Origin of the sequence: Bifidobacterium magnum (assembly GCF_000741255.1) — a bacterium.
GTDB lineage: Bacteria > Actinomycetota > Actinomycetes > Actinomycetales > Bifidobacteriaceae > Bifidobacterium > Bifidobacterium magnum.
The window spans coordinates 64,903-84,477 of record NZ_JGZB01000004.1 but is presented as its reverse complement, the minus strand read 5'-3'; the positions used below and the strand labels follow the sequence as shown (position 1 = coordinate 84,477).

Sequence of the window (19,575 nt, the reverse complement as noted above, 5' to 3'; positions counted from 1 at the left end):
TTTTCTTTCCGCACCGCCGTTCGGGCATCTCCTTCTGCATTTTGAGACATGAAACGCGGCGTGTCTGTCGCAAAATGCAGAAGTATGTGCGAAATCGGCGGACACTACGAGATGTTCAAATAATGAGATATTCGCCCATTCTTCGCTATGCCTATTTTCGGCCAAAAATCTCGCTTTTTGGAAGCCTTTATGAGACTGAGTCCGGCATATGGACTTCTGAATGACACCCTGCACCGGTTCAGTACACTGAATGTCAATCTTGGAGGACACAATCCTGAGCCCGACACTGCCCTACGTAACGGGATAACCAAGAGGGTTATGCGAGGAAACAACGTGCAGAACCGCGTTCGACTTGTTGGGGCAAGCCGTACATCTTAAAGAAAGGGAGTGTTATTCATGGCAGCACAAATCTGGTACGAAAACGACGGCGATCTTTCCGTATTTGACGGAAAGAAGGTCGCGATTATTGGATACGGTTCGCAGGGACATGCGCACGCGTTGAACTTGCGTGACTCCGGCGTAGATGTAGTTGTGGGACTGCGTCCAAATTCCAAGTCCGTTGAATTCGCCAAGGAACAGGGCTTGGAAGTCAAGAGCGTGCCGGAAGCCGTCGCCGAGGCGGATGTGGTCATGATACTCGCTCCTGATCAGTTCCAGCGCGGGATTTGGGCCAACGACATTGAGCCCAATCTCAAGGAGGGCGCGGCTCTCGCCTTTGCACACGGATTCAACATCCATTACGGATACATCAAGCCGTCCGAGGATCATCCGGTCTTCATGGTGGCTCCCAAGGGTCCCGGCCACATTGTGCGCCGCCAATTCACGGAGGGCCGCGGCGTTCCCGTCGTGGTGGCCGTGGAACAGGATCCGCGCGGTGACGGTTGGGATCTGACGCTCGCCTACGCGAAGGCGTTGGGCGCCCTGCGTGCGGGAGCAATCAAGACCACGTTCAAGGAAGAGACGGAAACCGATCTGTTCGGCGAACAGAATGTTCTGCTCGGCGGCGTCAACAAGCTTGTGGAAATGGGATTCGAGGTGCTCACGGATGCCGGCTATCAGCCGGAAATCGCGTACTTCGAGGTGTGCCACGAGCTCAAGATGATCGTGGACCTCATGAATGAAGGCGGCCTGAACAAGGACCGTTGGTCCTGCTCGGACACCGCCCAGTACGGCGACTATGTGAACACCTGCATCGACGAACATGTTCGCGAGCGCATGCAGTACCATCTGCAGCGCATCCAGGACGGTTCGTTCGCACAGGAGTTCATTGAGGACCAGGACGCTGGCGCTCCGAAGTTCAAGCAACTGCAGGAGGAGTACTCGAACGTCCGTATTGAGGAAGTCGGCCCGAAGCTGCGCTCGATGTTCTCTTGGAACGCCGAAGGCGCTAAGGATGCCGATGAGGCGAATTCCTTCACGGGCAAGATCGCACGCGCCCAGGTACAAGAGTGAGCCGAGTGCAACGATATAACTAAATTGGACTAAAAAGGGACGGCTATGCGGCCGTCCCTTTTTATATGCTTCCATAGCTTGGCTGCCTTCTATAGGCCCAGTCGTCTTAAGTTTTCTGGTCCACCGACGGTACAAACGACTCATTACTTCGCCCGATCCGTGGCGGTTGCATACCATCCGCGGTACAACAACACCACCGATCCGGGGCATTTTCATGACCGCATTGTCCATAACGGTACGGAAACCCCACAAAACCGCCCGAATCCATAGCGCCCACGTACCGCGGGCGGTACAAACATCCCTTAAAGCAGGCAAACCCCGTCCCCGCGGTACCATCTGCGGTACAAACCCTCATCGCTTCCCCCAACTTCTGCATTTTGCGACAGACACGCCGGAGTTCACGTCTCAAAATGCAGAGGGAGATGCCGAAAAGAGGCCTAAAAACCCTGGATCCTTATTCTCTTCTGCAAAATGAGACAGACACGCCGGGATTCACGTCTCAAAATGCAGAAGAAAAGCCGAGGCGCCACAGAAACCTCTGCGCGTCCCGGCCACCACATCAAAACCGAGCAATTGCCTTACTTCACATGCTTGATGCGCGTGATCAGCCACGCGGCAAGAAGCACAATCACAATGGCCACAATGAAGACCACCGTGTAGGCTTGCACGGGCGCCTGCTGCGTGTGCGTGGCGTTCTTCACAATGAGCACCACCACGGAGGTAAGCAGCGAGCCGATTACCGTCGAAAGTGTGTTGGCAAGGTTGAGAATGCCCAGATCCTTGCCCGCTTCCTTCGGGTTCGGCAGCACGGCCACATTAAGCGCCTGGTCGATCGCGTCGTAAACGCCGTAGCCCAAGCCTGCAATCGCGGCGAACAAGTACATGCCCGCGGGCGAGCGGAACAGCAGCGGCATCAACGCGCCCACTGCGAACAGGCAGCTGGCCAAGGCCACAGGGATTTTGCGCATGCCGAGCTTGTCCGTAATCGGACCGGCCGTCACGGCGGCGATCAGTGACACCACGAGCGTGATCACGGCCATCGTCGCAATAAGCTGCGCGGCCTTCGTGGTCGCGTGCGGGTCGCCCGCATACACGTAATCCTGCGCAATGTAGAGCTGGTACGTGTTGATCATCCAGTAGCCGCCCATCATGAGCGTACGGCCGACAAGCGCGTAGTAGAAATCGGGAGCGTGGCGCGGCGGACGGAAGCTTTCCACCACCATCTGCGCGGAGATCTTCTTGCGCGCTTCGTTGCGGTTGTTGGCTTCGCGCGGCCACACGACCACCACGAAAATGCCGCACAGCGCGAAGATCGCCATGCCCATCATCCAAGCGCTAAAAATGCCGGCGTTGCCGCGCGCGAGCAGCAGCGCGCCCACGAACGAACCGAGCGTCTGACCCACCGCGATACCGGCACCGTAGAATCCCGAAATCGTACCGCGCACCTTGTCCGGCACACGGTCGCTCATCGTCGCCACATATGGAGCGAGCATCATGTTGTAGCCGGCCTGCGCCACGCACCACAGGAACACGATCATGGCCGTGTTGTTGGCCAACGCGATCAGACCAATCGCGCCGCCTGTAATCAGGCCGCCAATCACGATCCATGGCGTGCGCTTGCCGAATCGCGAACGCGTCAGGTCGGAGAACGTACCGAAAATGATGTTGGCGAGCAACGCCACCACGGAACCGAGCGCATTGATAAGGCCAACCATGGCCACTTTGCTGGTCGGATCAATAATTTCCAGCACACGCGGCAGGATGATCGAACTCAGCGCCACCCACGGAATTGCGCATGCAATGGCGGAGACGGTAAAGCCGATGCCGAGTCGTATAAGTTCGGGCTTCGTGGGACGGTGTCCGTCCGCGGAAACCATCGGGTCGCGCATGTCCATGAATGCGGACGCCTCATCGGGGACGGCCGTGTCCACGCTGGCGAGCGTGGAAAGTCCCGATCCGCCGACTGCGGCCGATCCGTTCATTTTCGTGGCTTGCGTGGTCGGATTTTTGACACTGCTCGTACCGGCCCGCTTTTGCGTCATGTGCATGCCGAGTCGGCCGATGGCGGCCTTGTCTCGTTCGGTAAGGATTTCGTCCGGATCCGGCTTGTCGTCAATGCCGGGGCGCTCATATTCGCGAAGTCCCGGATGCCAGTTCACGGGACGCTGCCGGGGTTGGGACGGTTCAGTAGGTTCGTCGCTCATCAAAATTCCCTTTTTATATATAAAAATTCGTCGTGATGATCGGAATTGTACAAATTGTATTGAGCTTCCGATTTTTGGATGGGGGAGTATCGCAGTTGGAAAACAACCTTTACTACGGTACTGAAGATGTGGACATATATGAGCAGTGCCGGTCGATCTTTGACCGGCACTGATTCATGATTACTTGCGGTAAACGGGGGGATTGGTAAGCAAATCCGCGCTCGTGTGTTCACCGTCGGCGTCGTTCCATGTGAGTGTCGCCACAGGAGCGCCCGCGTCTTGCGTACCCAAGTTCGGCTGGAACGTGAGCGACGTATGGGAATCGCCGTTCGTCCACGTGAGCGTCACGGAATCCTGGCCGTCACGTTCCCAAGTGAACTCGCCGTCGAACGCCGGGCAATCATTGCGGAATTTCGCAAGATCGTTCAGCGCGCGCACGACGGGACGCTTGAGATCCTCGTCAATTTCCGCCACGGAATAATAGTGACGATTGATGTCGCGGCCGACTCCGGTCTCCTTGAGCAGCGTCATATCGTTACGTCCGGCCAGCGCGCCCACATAATAGACTTGCGGAACGCCCGGCAGGAAGAACTGGACGGCGCGGGCGGCCAGATACTGCTGGTCGTTGCAGCCGAGTGCCGAGTAGTACGTGCAGTTCACCTGGTACAGGTCCAGATTCGATGCGGCGGCTCCCGTTGCGGCCTTCGATTCGCCATGCGAATTTTCGGCGATCTTCTCGACGAGCGCGTCCACGGCTTCGTCGGACACAAGGCCCTTGAGCGAGCGGTCCTGCTGGTCGGAACCGATGTCGATCACGCCGATGCCGTCGTGCGTGTCAAGCACGGTGACGGCGTTGTTCGGGCGGATGTCGATCCAGTGGGAGAGCGCGTCCACATCGCCCGTGAACAGCGAGTGCAGCAGCAGCGGCGGCAGCGCGAAATCGTAGACGCGGTCCACTTTGGACGCGATCTCGATCTGCTTCTTGTAGTACGAGTGCACCTCGATGAGGATTTCGAGGCAGCGCTTGGCGCCTTCTTCGCGCAGACGCGAGATGAGGCGGAACGTCTTGGGCGTCATGAAGCAGCTCGTGCCGGCTTCCTTGGCGCCGTAGCCGACGGCGTCAAGACGGATTTGGCTGACGTGCGACTTGCTCATCTGGTCGAAGATGGACATGAGGTATTCCCAGCCCTTGTCCGAATCAGTGTCGATATCGACCTGCTGGGGCGTGAACGTGGTCCATACGAGGCGGTTCGCGTTGCCGAAACGGTAGGGCGTGAACGGCAGGCCCGGGCGCGGACGGTAGATTCCGGCGAGATCCTCTTCGCTGGCGCCGAGCGGGAACACGGAGCTCATCGTGAGAAACATGGGATAGTATTCGGATTCCTCGCCGTTCTTCATGACGTCTTGGAATTGCGCCGATTCCCAGCTCATGTGGTTGACGATGGCGTCGACCATGATGTCGTGCGTTTTCGAGAGCTCGGCAATGTCGTTCCAGTCACCGAGGCGCGGATCGACTTTCGTGTGGTCGATCGGGTCAAATCCCGCGTCGGCTCCATCAAATGGGGTGAAGAATGGCAGAATATGTACGCCTTCATACGCTCCGTTGAATCGCGTACGCAAAATCTCGGTCAGAGAAGCAAGATTGCCGTCCCCCAGCCGGTTCGCGTAGGTGATCATTTGGACCTTGTTCTTCATGTGTTCCCTCCTTGGAACGCTGTCGCGCCTTTGTGACTGCTCTATATGTTGTGGACTCCGACAAGTCCGGTGCTTCGTTGCGCGGTTCCCACGCGCAAGGCAACACTCCGCTTCCGCTACCAATACAGGGCAGTTCGATACGTAGCGAAACCACTCGCGCCGCAAGGATGGTCAGTTCGCGGTAACAAGGGGAAACCGCGGGCGGTTCCGCTGCAATATCGAACCGGTTCGATATTGATAGATATAGTACATCACAACATGGGTACAAATGTCAAGTGGGAGTGGTGTAGAACCGGTTCGATTTAGTAAGATTCCGGATCTCTCAAATCAACTTTTCGAGTTTCCTGATAGATTGCGTCAATGTCATTGAGATTGATGCGGAATTGACTACGGGCATGTGGGATCCATTTCCCATTTTCCAATGTCGCCTTGTCTCCGGGATCGTAAATTACCTTGCCGTCTTTAAAGGCTTGAAGGAATAGACCGAAACTAGTGTTGATTCCTAACGTGATAAGGGATCCGTATTCTACAAACGAATATCCTTCGGGCGCTTCACCACGCAGATACGGAATAACGGCAGTGCCACAAATTGTCGAATCATTGTCCCGCCTATGAGTGGTACAGGCGCTCCACAACTCGCGCCAATCTCAGAACGCAGCCACACCATGCGCCAATCGAACGGTCATTGGACGAACGCCAACACGTTCCACCAATCCCAGCGCAATAAGTCGGGCAACATATTTGCGAACGCTTTGCGTCGAACGGCGCAAGGCGCTCGCCAGCTCCCGGACGGAGCTTGGCGAGTCTGGAACCGCTTGATGAACATCCGCAAGTTCCCGCAACACACTTTCCTCGCTATCGCCCAACTCGTATTCAGCGCTCATCTGCTCCACCCACGCATCCAATTTCGCGGCCTGCGCCTCATACTGGTCCAACTCAACAAACAGCGATTCCTGGGCTTGCCTCACATATTCGAGCATCATCATGATGAAGAAAGTGAGCTCCCGGTAATTCATCGGATTCTCAGTGACATCGAACGCTTTGTAATATCGCTGTTTGTTGGCGGCGATGGTGGAAGATAGCGAAAGAATCGTCGGCAAGCTCAGCACGGGCTGCAAGTTGAGGGCGAGCAAAAAACGCCCGGTACGACCGTTGCCATCGTAGAACGGATGCGTGTATTCAAATAGGAAATGCGCAGCCATCGCCGCCTGCAGCTGCGGCAACGAATCGCTATTCATCACGGAGATCACGGACTGCAGTAGCGTACTGATCTGCACTTCACTCGCCGCGCCACGGTGAACAATGCCGCGCGGGCCCGTAATATCAACCGAATTTTTACGGAACAATTCGCCATCCGGAAGATCAGCCGGCTCGATTTCCCCATCCGTCACTTGATCATAAATATTGCGAATATCACGCAAAGTAGCAGGGGAGCGCAACTCCTGATTTTCCAGCGCAATCCATAATTTCGCGAACTCGCTGAATCGGATGGGTTTATGTTGATTCGACCGTCCCGTTCGTACGGACTGAACAGCTTCCTCGATTTCCTGGCGAGTGCTATGCACGCCCTCAATTTCATTGGTGGCCATCATTTCGTCGACCATATGCGTATTGACGTATTGAGCGCGCACTGCGGCATGGATATGATCCCACTGCACATTGATGCGCTGTTCGTTGCGCTGAATATCGGAAATCAGCATGCTCATATGGCGCGGTGTAGTGAAAAACCATGTGGTTTCGCCGGCAAGAATTTCGAATGCGTCATGCCCCTGCATGCGCGCTTCCCGTTCAGACTGAATGTGCGCACTCGCATCAGTGGACCTGTCGATATGAAATACCGTTTCCAACGGCTTATAGGAATCCGCCATGATTACGTCCCGCCAATGATTATTCCTATCACATTGGCGATCATTATAGCCGGATTCCGAGCATCTATGTGATACTTTTATCGCATAGCCGGCGTCAACAGCCCACAAAACAGCATGAATCGGGCCGCTACTTTATATATTTATAAAATTGTCGTTTCCGCACTCTGCCAAGTGACGGGTACGAGTTCGTCATTCGCTTCCTCACCGTCAATCAGCGCACAGACGCGCTCGACGAGGCCGCGCGCGATGCCCGCGAAATCCTGATGAACGGCGGAAATCTCGCGTCCCGCAAGTTTCGTTGCAAAAGTTCCGTCATAGGCGACGATTTGCAGACGGTTGGGTACGGCAATTCCGTACGAAGCGGCCTTTTGCACGGCCAAAGCCGCGCCAATATCGGAACTTACGATCGCGTCGGCGTCCGCAAATTCGCCCGTTCCATGCGCAACGTCACTCAAGACGCGCTCGACGGCCTGCTCATATCCGGAAAAGTCGCTCACTTCACCCGCGCTCACATAATCGTGCGCAATGCCGGCTTCATCAAGCAGCTCGGCCAGGCGAACGTAATATCGCGTGGTCGGGAACGTCGATATTTTCGTTTTGGCGGTGTTCTCGCGATCGTAAAATTGTCCTTTCGGACCGCCGATCATCACCAAACGCCTTATGCCAGTAGGGATGAGATGGTCCGCAATAAAATCGCCGCCCTCCATATGGTTGGAGTGCACGCTGGGAATAGTACCGCCAAAACGCCGATCGAAGGCAACGACGGGCCGTCCGATCGACGACCAGTACTCGGGATCATGTTTCGTGTGCGCGCCCATGATGATCGCGTCCATCGTACGGCGGCGCAACATGTCGACGTACTCGGTTTCGCCTGTTTCCGCGTCGACCGTGGAGCACAGCATCGTCTTGAGTCCGCGGGCCGCGAGTTCGCGCTGAATATGGGACGTGAGCGTCGCGAAAAACGGATGTTGGATAGTCGGTACGATGACGCCCACCATTCCCGTCCGATTTTGTGAAAGGTTGCGTCCCAGCGCGTTCGGTACATAATGCAGCTCGGCCATCGCGCGTTCGACTTTTTCACGCATGTCCGCGGACACATATCCGGAATTGTTGATGACTAGCGACACACTGCTAGTGGAGACTCCGGCTTTGCGGGCCACGTCACGAATACCGACCATTATTCAACCACTTCCATTGGCGTATTAGTGCACGAGCAGCGAACCGAGCCACCATCCCAGCACAACGCTGAGCAACGGAAGCACAAGCGAGACCACCGCGTAGATGATGCCCGCTACCGTATGGCGGCTATGGGCAAGACTGATTACCTCATTGACCATAGTGGAGTAGGTGGAAAGACCGCCCAAAAATCCCGCCACAAACAGCATGTAGGTGGAATACGGCACCATGTTCAGCACATACGATTGCAATGCGATACCCGCAAAGAAGCAGGCGAAACAGTTGATCATAAGCGTGGCGAGCGGGAAATAATTGTTCCACCAGCGCTGAATGGACGTGTTGAGCATGAAGCGGCATACGGAGCCCAAGCCGCCACATAAACAGACAAGAAGGAACGTCATGATTCGTCGTCCTCCGCATCGTCATGCGCATCGCGATGCCACCATTTCTTACCGTCATCATGCGGTTTCGTGCGCTTTTGCAAACCGTAATACGGCTTGTAGTGCACGTCGAAATTCGTGCGCCGGCCTTCCATGCGCATCACTTGTGGCAGCTCGTCGGTAATGGGGTCGGGCTCGCTTGCCATAACATGCGGTTTCCCGTCCCACCAGTGGCGCTTGGGGTCGTCCGGCATCGGTACGCGCACGCCGATTGCGGGCTTCGCTCGGCCGTCGGGAGTGACCTCCATCATTGCGCGCGCCGCCCGGTTCGCCGTCAACTTTATGACGCTCCATGCGCCAAACCACGCCACGAACAGGCATACGGCCAGCGTGACCAGCGTGTAGACAATAAGACCGCCGTAATTTTGCCGGTCCCATGACAGCAGATCCTCAAGCATCACGGCCGTCATGGTGGACATGCCGCCACATATGCCCATGCCGATGCCACGGCTGGCGAGCTGGCGCACGCGTTTGCGAATCCAAATCGCTTGGGCGCAGAATGTTACGACTCCCGAGAACACGAAGCTCGCGATGACGTTCACGAGCAACGAGTCCAGATGGAATGCGGACCATGTGCCCGCGGTGTCCGGCAAACCGGCCACACCGGGGCAGAGCAAGAACCGGAACGCCGTTCCGATGAAGCCTCCCAGAAACACCACTACATAATTCGCCCAATCCGCCATGGGATTGAACTTGGGTTGTAACCGTTTCATGGGTGCCAGCGGCACTTTTGGCGGTCGCCTTGATGCCGCGGCACCCGTGGGATGCGGTTCGTTCAGTTGCTGTTCCAGCAGCTCATGGTCGTTCATAAGATAAATTTCGGTAAGGTAATCAGTCGTCGATCAAAGAGTGAATCTGGATAATATGATCGCGCTGCGGGCCCGTGCCGATTGCGGAAATGCGGCAGCGGGACAGTTCTTCAAGACGGCGTACGTAACGCTGGCAGTTTTCCGGAAGATCCTCGAAATGGTGGACCTGGGAAATGTCTTCCGTCCAGCCCGGCATCATTTCGTAAATCGGCTTGGCCGCGGCGAATGCGTACTGGTCGGTCGGCATTTCGTCATAACGCTCGCCGTTTACGTCATATGCGACGCAGATCGGAATCTGTTCCAGACCCGTGAGCACGTCAAGTTTCGTCAGCACAATATCGGTCAGACCATTGATCTGCACGGCGTAACGGTTCACAAGCGCGTCGAACCAGCCGCAACGGCGCGGACGACCCGTCGTCACGCCATATTCGTGGCCCTGGGCGCGCAGCCAGTCGCCCGATTCGTCGAACAGTTCGGTCGGGAACGGACCTTCGCCAACGCGCGTCACATACGCCTTCGCGACGCCGATAACGCGCGAAATCTTCGTGGGGCCTACGCCCGTACCCGTGCAGGCGCCGCCCGCGGTCGGGTTCGAAGAAGTGACGAACGGATAGGTGCCGTGATCCACGTCAAGCATCGTGGCCTGGCCGCCTTCGAACAGCACGGTGCTGCCCGCATCCAGCGCGTCGTTGAGGATCAGGGACGTGTTGGCGATATACGGCTTAAGGCGCTGGCCGAGTTCAAGCAGTTCGTCCACCGTGCGGTTCACGTCCACGGCGCGACGGTTGTAAAGCTTGACAAGAATCTGGTTCTTCTGGTGCAAGGCGTTCTCCACCTTGTCGCGCAGATGCTCTTCATTGAGCAGGTCGCCCACGCGAATGCCGATGCGGTTGATCTTGTCCGCGTAAGCCGGGCCAATACCGCGGCCCGTAGTGCCGATTTTGCGCTTGCCGGCGAATCGCTCGGTCACCTTGTCGATCATGCGGTGGTACGGAGCAATGACGTGTGCGGAGTCGCTGACCAGAAGACGCGAGCAGTCGATGCCGCGCGACTCGAGTCCGTCGATCTCTTCAAACAGCACGGCCGGATCCACCACAACGCCGTTGCCGATAACAGGAATGGTGTTCGGGGAAATGATGCCGCTAGGAAGCAGGTGCAAAGCGTAGGATTCATCGCCTACGACAACCGTATGACCCGCGTTGTTACCGCCGTTGAAACGAGCGACATAATCGACCTTCGTGCCGATCAGGTCGGTTGCCTTTCCTTTGCCTTCGTCGCCCCATTGCGCGCCGATCAAAACGATTCCGGGCATGATACCGCCTTTCGTGTAGCTTTCTCCCCGAACTTTTAGATTAGCGTACAGCGTCTACGCCGGAGAGCCGAGTTCCACGAAAAGGCGGTAAGGGGTTGCCCCTTTTTTGCGCGTCTTCAGTACGTTCAGTGCACTCAGCGCGCTCAGTGCATCGCCTTGCCGGCGCTGCCGAGCTGCTCGCAGGCTTCCACGACGCGCTTGGCCATGGAATCCTCGGCTTCACGACCCCACGAGCGCGGATCGTATTCCTTCTTGTCGCCCACTTCGCCGTCAATCTTGAGCACGCTGTCGTAGTGCTTGAACATGTGGTTCGCCACGGCGCGCGTAAACGCGTACTGCGTATCGGTGTCGATGTTCATCTTGACCACGCCATAGGAGACGGCTTCGGCGATTTCTTCAGGCGTCGAGCCAGAACCGCCGTGGAACACAAGCTCGAACGGCTTGTCGGGAATCACGTTCATGCCGTTGGACTTGGCGAGTTCGCCGTTTTGCAGCGCATCCCATACGCCATGCTGAATGTCTTTGAGCAGGTCCGGGCGCAGTTTCACGACACCCGGCTTGTATGCGCCGTGCACGTTGCCGAACGTGAACGCCGCGATATAGCGGCCGTGCTCGCCCAAACCGAGTTTGCGCGCCACGGCGATGCCGTCGGAGACGCTCGAATACAGCTTTTCGTTGATTTCCGCGCTATGGCCGTCCTCTTCGCCGCCTACCGCGCCGATTTCGATTTCAAGAATCGTGTGCGCGGCCTGCGACTTGTCAAGCAGTTCTTCGGCAATGTCAAGATTTTCCGCAAGCGGCACCGTGGAGCCGTCCCACATGTGCGACTGGAACATGGGCTCGTGGCCGCGGCGCACTTCCTCGGCTTCAATGTCGAGCAGCGGACGCACCCAGCTGTCGAGATACTGCTTGGCGCAATGGTCGGTATGCAGCGCGACGGTGATGTTCGGGTATTTGCGCGCCACTTCATGCGCAAACGCGGCCATGGCGAGCGAACCCGTGACACGGTCGTTTACGCGCTGGCCCGAGAAATATGCAGAACCCCCGACCGACACCTGGATAATGCCGTCCGATTCGGCGTCCGCAAAGCCCTGAAGAGCCGCATTCAACGTCTGCGTGCTGGTTACGTTAATCGCAGGGTAAGCAAAGCCTTGTTGGCGCGCGCGATCCAACATTTCGGCATACTGCGCGGGAGTTGCAATAGTCATGGTTCTATTATCGGCGCATACTCGGGCGAGCAGGAAGCTTATTTCACTGACATAGAAATGACAGGAAAAAGTGCAACACAAGGCTGGAGGAGCCAGCCTCATGTTGCACAGCGCAGTATTTAGTACTCCATTTAGTACTCTGGTTCCCACATCGCCTGGTGCACGGCTTCGATCCAGTCGTCCTGTGCAACAGTGGCGACGCCTTCGGCCACGGCCTGCTTGGCCACGGCCACAGCCACGGTGGCCGAGGAAGCGCGCAGGTTTTCCACAGGCGGCAGCAGCGATGCGCCCGGCGTCGTCACGTCCACTTGGCCCGCAGCGGCATTGGCCGCGGCCAGCAGCATGCCGTCGGTCACGCTTGTCGCGCCAGAAACGATCACGCCGAGTCCCAATCCCGGGTACAGCAGCGCATTGTTGGCCTGACCAATGTGGTAGGTGACGCCGTTGTCTTCAAAAGACTTGACAGGAATGCCCACGCACACAAGCGCGCGTCCATGCGACCAAGCGATCACGTCTTGCGGCATGGCCTCGATACGCGTGGTCGGGTTCGACAGCGGCAGGATAATCGGACGTTCCACGCCCTGCGCCATCGCTTCAACCACATCCTGCGTAAACGCGCCGTGGTCCGTGGACGTGCCAATCAAAATCGTCGGCTTCACACGCTTGACGGTTTCCAGCAGTGTGATCTTGCCGTCGTCGCGCTTCCAATCGGCCACTTCCGCCGCCGGGCGCGCGTACGGCTGCTGGTAGTCCGGCAGATTCTTCATATCGTCCGTCACAAGACCGTTGATGTCGATGAGCCACACACGTTCGCGCGCTTCCGCATCGCTTAATCCGGCGCGCATCATGGCCGCGTGAATCTGGTCGGCCATGCCCGTGCCGGCCGTGCCCGCACCGTAGACCACAAGTCGCTGGTCGGCGAAGGTTTCGTGGGTCACCTTCAGTCCGGACATCACGGCGGCCATCACGATCGCGCCCGTACCCTGCATATCGTCGTTGAATACGCGATATTGGTCGCGATATTCGTTGATAATGCGGCGCGCGTTCGACGGGCCGAAGTCCTCGAAGTGCAGCAGTGCGTGCGGGAAGTGGGCTGCCGCGGAACGCAGGTATTCTGCGATAAATTCGTCATATTGTGCGCCGCGGATGCGCGAGTGGCGGTTGCCCAGATACAGCGGATCGTTGAGCAGCGTTTCATTATCGGTACCGCAATCCAAATTGACGGCGACGACTCGGCGCGGATCCACGCCCGCCGCAGCCGTATAGACGGCGAGTTTGCCGACACTGATATCGGTTCCGTTCACACCCCAGTCGCCAATGCCGAGAATCTCTTCCGCATCGGAAACGACAATCAAATCGACATCGTCGGGACCGAGTCCCAAATTGTCGAACGATTCATCGATCTGATCAATATGATCGATACTCAAGTAGACGGCGCGCGTTCCGCGGAAATCTTCCGACCAATTTTCGATCGCTTCCGCAATCGTCGGATCGTAGACGATCGGCAGCAACTCGGCCAAATGATCGACCAGCAGACGGTAGTAGAGCACTTCATTACGGTTGTGCAGCTGGTCCAAATATAAATATTTTTGAATGTTCTGATCGTAACTTTCAAGCTGGCGATAAGCGCGTTTCGCTTGCTGGTCCAGCGTTTCCACGGCGGCCGGCAGGCACCCGACCAAACCCAGCGCGTGGCGTTCCGCTTGCGTGAACGCGGTCGCCTTATTCATTGATGCATTCGTAAGAACTTCAGGTAGATAAGCCATATTCATTCCTTACTTCCAGTTCAACGTCAACTATCTTCTGGCGATGAAGGACTGACACGGCTGCCAATATAACAGGAGCATAAAAAGTGCAACAAAAGGCGCTAGACAGGAAGCCTTTTGTTGCACAATAACCTCATTTATCGGCCAATATGTGTGTCCAGGCGATGCAGGAACGCGGCCATGTCCTGACGGTAGACGGGCGTCATGCCGCGGAATGTACCGTCCTCATAGCCCGTGGAGATGCCCGTACCGGCAAGCCAACCGATTTGCAGTGGCATAAGAAATGTAAAATGGCAGAATATCAACGTTTCTAGACGGGAACCGTTGGAATGAATGGAGCGGATGACGGGAGTCGGACCCGCCTCTAAAGCTTGGGAAGCTTTCGTTCTACCGATGAACTACATCCGCATGTGCTTTACACAGTCAGTCACTGTAGCACATTTGGTACGAAAGTGGGCAAACCGCATATCAATCTTGGCGGTTTGCCCACATATCGTCTGCACTGGCGATGAGTTACGAGACTCTTACTCGTTACTCGGCGTGCGCAAGCGAACGCATCTGCTCAGGTTCGATGACCTTCTTGTGTTCGCGGCCTTCCTGGGCGCCTTCGGAACGCTCGAACGCGTCGATACGCTTCCAGCCGGCGAAGTCAATCGGCTTAATGCCGCGGGATTCGAGCAGGCGGTCGATGGACTCGGGATCGCGGTCGGGAGCCACACGGCCACCCTCGGCAGCCTTGGCCAAATCCTCAAGCATGTTCGTCACGATGAGCAGCGCATCGGACTTCGTGGAGCCGATCAGGCCGACAGGGCCGCGCTTGGCCCAACCCGTGGCATACAGACGCTCGCGGATCTCACCGTCTTCAGCGGACACCGTGATGCGGCCGTCACCGTTCGCATTGGCCAGGTGGGCACCCTTGGCGTCATACGCAATGCCCGTCACTTCTTCCGGACGGTAGCCGATTGCGTGGTACACGGCCTGTACGGGGTACTCTTCGAACACGCCCGTGCGGTGCATCTTGCCGTCGGCACCCGTTTCCGTCTTCTCCACGCGAATGGCCGTCACCTTGCCGTCTTCGCCGAGAACCTCGGTCGGGGCGCTGTTGAAGTGGATGTAGTACTTGCGGTCGGCCGGGTTGCCTTCGAAGTCCGTGTCGCCGTCGTCTTCCATATCTTCAGCCATCTCACGAATGGCGAAGAGTTCTTCGACCATCTGGCGCGTGAGCTTGTCCTTGCCGGCTTCTTCGATCGTGTCGTCGTCGAGTTCGAAATCGTCCTCGTTGATGATGAGCTGTACGCCCGGCAGCTTCTCCATTTCGCGCAGTTCCTGCACGGAGAACTTGGCCTGGGCCACGCCACGGCGGATGAACAGGTGCAGCGTCTTCGCCTTGTTCTTGACGATACCCTCGTATACGTTGTCCGGAATATCCGTACGTTCCTTAAGGTCGTCGGCATTGCGCATGAGTTCACGGGCCACGTCCATGGCCACGTTGCCGCCGCCGATTACGGCGACTTCCTCGGCTTCGAGCGGCCACTCGCGCGCGCCCGTCGGATAACCGTCATACCATTCGACGAACTTGGCGGCACCATATACGCCGTCAAGATCGGCGCCCGGCAGACCCAGCGGCTTGTCCTTGACGGCGCCCGTCGCGAACAGCACGGCGTCGTAACGGTCAAGCAGTTCGTCAATCGTCACATCTTTACCGAACTCGACATCGCAGTACAGATGGATGTTCGGATTGTCGAGCGTCTTCTCGAGAGCGGACGCAATGAATTTAATCGACGGATGGTCCGGCGCCACGCCATAACGCACGAGGCCGAACGGAACGGGAAGCTTTTCGAACAGGTCGATACGGGCCTGCGTGCCAACACCAAGCTCGTCACCGAGCTTCTTCAACTGACGCAGGAAAATGTCGGAAGAATAGACGCCAGCAGGGCCAGCACCAATAACAGCAATACGAAGTTCAGAATCTTGTGCCATGCGTTTTAGGGTATCGCAACGCCAAGAGCGGGCCGGACCGCAAAAGTGACGGTACGGACTCAGCAACATCACGCATTATTCATAGGAAAATCCCATAAAGCGTTTCTACAGTTCGTAATCAGTTGGGTTCGCGGTTGGACGGCCCACCAATTTTCGTAAGGTATTTCGAAAGGAACGTTATGAAGCACGAATATGCAACGTTAAGCAACGGTCTTCAAATTCCGAGCCTCGGCCTTGGCACGTGGCTGATCGACAACAAGGAAGTTGCCGGAGTAGTCCGCAAGGGCGTGGAACTCGGATATCGTCATATCGATACCGCTGAAGCATACGAAAATGAAGAGGGCGTCGGCGTAGGCATTGCCGAAAGCGGCATTGCGCGCGAAGACCTGTTCGTGACCACGAAGGTCGCCGCCGAGCACAAGACGTACGACCAGGCCCGCGACGCCATCGACAAGTCGCTTGCACGCCTCGGCCTCAACTACGTCGACCTGCTGCTCATCCACTGCCCGCAGCCTTGGGACAAGTTCCGCGGCGCCGAACGTTTCTTCGACGAGAACATCAACGTGTGGCGCGCCATGGAAGAGGCGTATAAGGACGGCAAGGTCAAGGCGATTGGCGTGGCCAACTTCCTTGAGGCCGACCTTGACAACCTTATGGCCGGCTCCGACATTGCGCCAATGGTCAACCAGGTGCTCGCCCATGTGGGCAACATGCCGTTCGACCTGATCAACTACTGCAACGACCACAACATTGTGGTGGAAGGCTACTCGCCGATGGGCCATGGCGAAGTGCTCGACAACGAAGCCATCCTGTCGATGGCCGAGAAGTACGGCGTGACGCCGGCCCAGCTGTGCATCACGTACGATCTGCAGCACGGCCTTGTGGCGCTGCCGAAGGCACGCAGCACCGAGCATCTGCGCAACAACCTCGACACGTGGACCGAGGGCTTCGAGATTTCGGGCGAGGACATGCAGTTCCTCGACACCCTGCACCTCAACGAGTACGGCGAAAGCGCCATGTGGCCGTGCTACCGCGCCAACGACTGATAGATAACTAATAGCGCTGACAAATCTTCGTAGGCCTCGCTTCTCCCTCTCTAGTGCGACGCCTGCGATTACCATGAATGGCGAATAGCAAATGCGGCGGCTGCCCGTAACGGGTAACCGCCGCATTGTTATGTGTTGTTTGTGTTGTTATGCGTTGTCGTGGTCGAACATGGCCGTAAGCGCCCACAAAATCGAAATCACGTCAATGCCTTCCTGCAACAATGCGCCCACCACCACAGGAATCAAATTGAACGCCGCGCACAGCATGGCCACAATGGCCAGCGCGATGCCCGTAATCACCGCTTGCAACATGACGCGCTTCGTATGGCGCGCAATGGCGATGGCCTCTGGAACGGCGGCGATCGAATCATCCATAATGACCACTTGTGCGGACTGGGAAGCGGCCGTGGAAGTGCCGTCCGTCATGGCGACACCAATATCGGCCACCGCCAGCACAGGAGCGTCGTTCACACCGTCGCCCACCATCATCGTGACGGGCTTGCTTTGGGATTCACCAACAAACTTTTCCGTAATGCGGTCCCACCACGCCATATGGGCACGGGCGTCCTGAATCGAAGCCTGCTTAACGGCGTTCACCTTGTCTTGCGGCAACAGCTGGGCGCGAATGTCGGTAATGCCCACTTCGCTGGCGATCAGCTCGGCCGAAGCCTCCTTGTCGCCCGTCAGCATGGTCAGATTCGTAATGCCCATGGACTTCAGGCGCGCAATGGCCTTTTTCGCATCCGGACGAGGAATGTCGCGCAACACAATGCGCGCGGCCAGCTTGCCGTCCACGGACACGAAGGTCGCCATTTCATCGGGCTCCAGCTCGGAGGGCCAATGTTCGGGACTGTTCTGGGAATCGGCTTGCGCATTGACGCGGGCGCTTGAAGAGTGGCCGAGCGCACGCTTGTTCCTGTCCTCCGCGGAGGTGGCGATAGGGGAGGAATCCAGCACGAAGGCCAGTCGGCCCACGCGAACCGCATGGCCATCCACTTCGCCGGCCACACCCTTGCCCACGGCTTCCGCCACATGCTCGACCACGGGATAATTCGGGCGACGCGCCAAATTCTTGCCGCTGCCGGAATGGCGTTCGTTCATGTTGCTCAGGCGCTCGCGCGTTTGCCGGCCGGCGCGCGTGATGCCTTTGGCCAGAATATGTACCGAGTAATTCTCCACAACGCCGGCCATCATCAGCAGATCTTCGGCGCTCATATTTGCGGGAGCTGAGCTCGCCTTTTCGATACGCACCACTTGCGGCTGCTTGACCGTCAACGTGCCCGTCTTGTCGAAGAAAATATGATTGACGCGGCCCAGATTCTCGAGCGCATCCTGCACTTTCACGAGAATGCCGTGACGCGCCAAACGGCCCGTACCAGCCACATACGCCACAGGAGCGGCAATCAGCAGCGGACACGGCGTGGCCAGCACCAACACCTGTGCGAAACGCATCGGAGTACCCGACACAATCCATGCCACCGCGGCGATCACGAGCGCGATTACCGTGAACGGAACGGCCAACATATCGGCCGTACGCACTACGGCAGCACGCGAATCCTGTGCGGATCGTACGAGTTCCAGAATGTGCTGGTACTGCGAGTCCTTGGCCAGACGAGTCGCGCGAATCATCATCGTGGAGGCGCCATTTACGGAACCCGACATCACATCCGCGCCCGCATACACGGTACGCGGAACAGGCTCGCCATTGATATTGCTCAAATCAAGCGTCGCGGAACCGCTCAGCAGCTCGCCGTCCACAGGAACGGTCTCGCCCGGCAGCACGACGATCGTATCGCCAATCTTCACCTGATCCACGGGGACCGTAGTGAAATGGCTAGCGTCGGCAGCCTGCGGATTAAACATATTCAAAGTGGACACAGTCAAATCGACGGTTTCCGCGTTAACCTTACGGAAGCCGTCATCTTGAGCGGCGCTCGCCCCATTATCCGCCGTATCAACAGAACCATTGCCAGCATCATTGTTCATGGCTGCACTGGAAGCTGCGCCATTATTGACGCCCGGCAGTGTCACCACATGCGCCTGACGCGGCTCGGCGTTCAGCAGCGCCGTCAACGAACTCTTCGCCTTCGCCTGCGCATACGACTCAATAGCTTCGCCGGACGCGACCATGAGCATCACGACCCACGCAGCCCAATATTGCTGCACGGCGACCGTGGACGCGAGCGCCACCACGGCCAGCAAATCCACGCCGACATGGCCCTCTTTAAGTTCTTCGGCCATGCCCTGAATGGACATGATGATCGTCCAGATCACCAATACGATCGTGATCCACTGGCCAACGCCCGGATCAAACGGCACTTCAAAATTGCCCCACGGGCGCCAAGTCGGAATAAGGGCCAGCGGAATCGCGGCCAAAATAACTATGGGCAACAGCGGCACTTCGCGGCAGATGCCCAGGATTCTCTCGATGAAATGTTTCATCGCATCCCCTTTACGTCGGTATCACTATGAATGCATGCCAAGCCCACGATATGCGACGTAGACGCTCGTGCGCAGTAATATCGGGGTACCCAAAATCGACCATTCAGTAGCCGAATTGATTGGTCCCATGTACCGCGTATGGCACCAAAATTGACGTGACCGTGACGCTTGCCAGCA

The 19,575-nt window shown here is 57.3% G+C and carries 15 protein-coding genes and 1 tRNA gene; 2 read left to right on the top strand and 14 right to left on the bottom strand.

Features of this window, described 5'->3' with window-relative positions; all coding sequences use genetic code 11:
- Positions 1-396 precede the first annotated feature (396 nt).
- Entirely contained in the window at positions 397-1,452 is a 1,056-nt protein-coding gene (gene ilvC / locus BMAGN_RS03930; protein WP_026502140.1) for a ketol-acid reductoisomerase, read from the top strand.
- A gap of 578 nt (positions 1,453-2,030) precedes the next feature.
- Here the strand turns inward: ilvC and BMAGN_RS03925 are convergent.
- The 13 genes from BMAGN_RS03925 to BMAGN_RS03875 form a co-directional block, all read right to left on the bottom strand.
- On the bottom strand, positions 2,031-3,656 hold the full coding sequence (locus BMAGN_RS03925) for an MFS transporter (RefSeq protein ID WP_022860340.1): 1,626 nt from the start codon (positions 3,654-3,656) through the stop codon (positions 2,031-2,033).
- A gap of 180 nt (positions 3,657-3,836) precedes the next feature.
- Positions 3,837-5,351, bottom strand: coding sequence for a sucrose phosphorylase (gene gtfA / locus BMAGN_RS03920; protein WP_022860341.1), 1,515 nt, complete (start codon positions 5,349-5,351; stop codon positions 3,837-3,839).
- Between the two features lie 302 nt (positions 5,352-5,653).
- On the bottom strand, positions 5,654-5,986 hold the full coding sequence (locus BMAGN_RS08530; protein ID WP_238548757.1) for an MvaI/BcnI family restriction endonuclease: 333 nt from the start codon (positions 5,984-5,986) through the stop codon (positions 5,654-5,656).
- 12 nt (positions 5,987-5,998) lie between these two features.
- Positions 5,999-7,219: a Fic family protein gene (locus tag BMAGN_RS08605; RefSeq protein ID WP_022860342.1), complete on the bottom strand. Its 1,221-nt coding sequence runs from the start codon at positions 7,217-7,219 to the stop codon at positions 5,999-6,001.
- A gap of 140 nt (positions 7,220-7,359) precedes the next feature.
- Positions 7,360-8,397 carry a LacI family DNA-binding transcriptional regulator gene (locus BMAGN_RS03910; RefSeq protein ID WP_022860343.1) on the bottom strand — a complete coding sequence of 346 codons (1,038 nt, stop codon included), beginning with the start codon at positions 8,395-8,397 and terminating at the stop codon, positions 7,360-7,362.
- A 24-nt stretch (positions 8,398-8,421) separates the two neighbouring features.
- The gene (locus BMAGN_RS03905; protein ID WP_022860344.1) at positions 8,422-8,796 is read right to left on the bottom strand and encodes a fluoride efflux transporter FluC; all 375 of its coding nucleotides are present in this window, start codon (positions 8,794-8,796) and stop codon (positions 8,422-8,424) included.
- Positions 8,793-9,644, bottom strand: coding sequence for a fluoride efflux transporter FluC (locus BMAGN_RS07845; protein ID WP_022860345.1), 852 nt, complete (start codon positions 9,642-9,644; stop codon positions 8,793-8,795). The genes BMAGN_RS03905 and BMAGN_RS07845 overlap by 4 nt, the downstream gene beginning before the upstream one ends.
- Positions 9,645-9,666: 22 nt before the next feature.
- The gene (locus BMAGN_RS03895; RefSeq protein WP_022860346.1) at positions 9,667-10,956 is read right to left on the bottom strand and encodes an adenylosuccinate synthase; all 1,290 of its coding nucleotides are present in this window, start codon (positions 10,954-10,956) and stop codon (positions 9,667-9,669) included.
- A gap of 143 nt (positions 10,957-11,099) precedes the next feature.
- On the bottom strand, positions 11,100-12,164 hold the full coding sequence (gene fbaA, locus BMAGN_RS03890) for a class II fructose-bisphosphate aldolase (protein ID WP_022860347.1): 1,065 nt from the start codon (positions 12,162-12,164) through the stop codon (positions 11,100-11,102).
- Positions 12,165-12,295: 131 nt separating this feature from the next.
- Positions 12,296-13,930, bottom strand: a complete 1,635-nt coding sequence (locus BMAGN_RS03885) for an NAD-dependent malic enzyme (RefSeq protein ID WP_026502143.1) — start codon at positions 13,928-13,930, stop codon at positions 12,296-12,298.
- Positions 13,931-14,067: 137 nt separating this feature from the next.
- Positions 14,068-14,208 (bottom strand): S-layer homology domain-containing protein, encoded by a 141-nt coding sequence (locus tag BMAGN_RS08280; protein ID WP_022860349.1) that lies wholly within the window; start codon positions 14,206-14,208, stop codon positions 14,068-14,070.
- Between the two features lie 56 nt (positions 14,209-14,264).
- Positions 14,265-14,338 (bottom strand) — tRNA-Gly (locus BMAGN_RS03880).
- A 123-nt stretch (positions 14,339-14,461) separates the two neighbouring features.
- Positions 14,462-15,910 carry an FAD-dependent oxidoreductase gene (locus BMAGN_RS03875; protein ID WP_022860350.1) on the bottom strand — a complete coding sequence of 483 codons (1,449 nt, stop codon included), beginning with the start codon at positions 15,908-15,910 and terminating at the stop codon, positions 14,462-14,464.
- Between the two features lie 179 nt (positions 15,911-16,089).
- Between BMAGN_RS03875 and BMAGN_RS03870 the strand changes: the two genes are divergently transcribed.
- Positions 16,090-16,956 carry an aldo/keto reductase gene (locus BMAGN_RS03870; protein ID WP_022860351.1) on the top strand — a complete coding sequence of 289 codons (867 nt, stop codon included), beginning with the start codon at positions 16,090-16,092 and terminating at the stop codon, positions 16,954-16,956.
- Between the two features lie 147 nt (positions 16,957-17,103).
- On the opposite strand, the gene BMAGN_RS03865 is transcribed toward BMAGN_RS03870, so the two are convergent.
- A complete protein-coding gene (locus BMAGN_RS03865; RefSeq protein ID WP_022860352.1) occupies positions 17,104-19,398 on the bottom strand; it encodes a heavy metal translocating P-type ATPase in 2,295 nt (764 codons plus the stop codon).
- Positions 19,399-19,575: the final 177 nt, after the last annotated feature.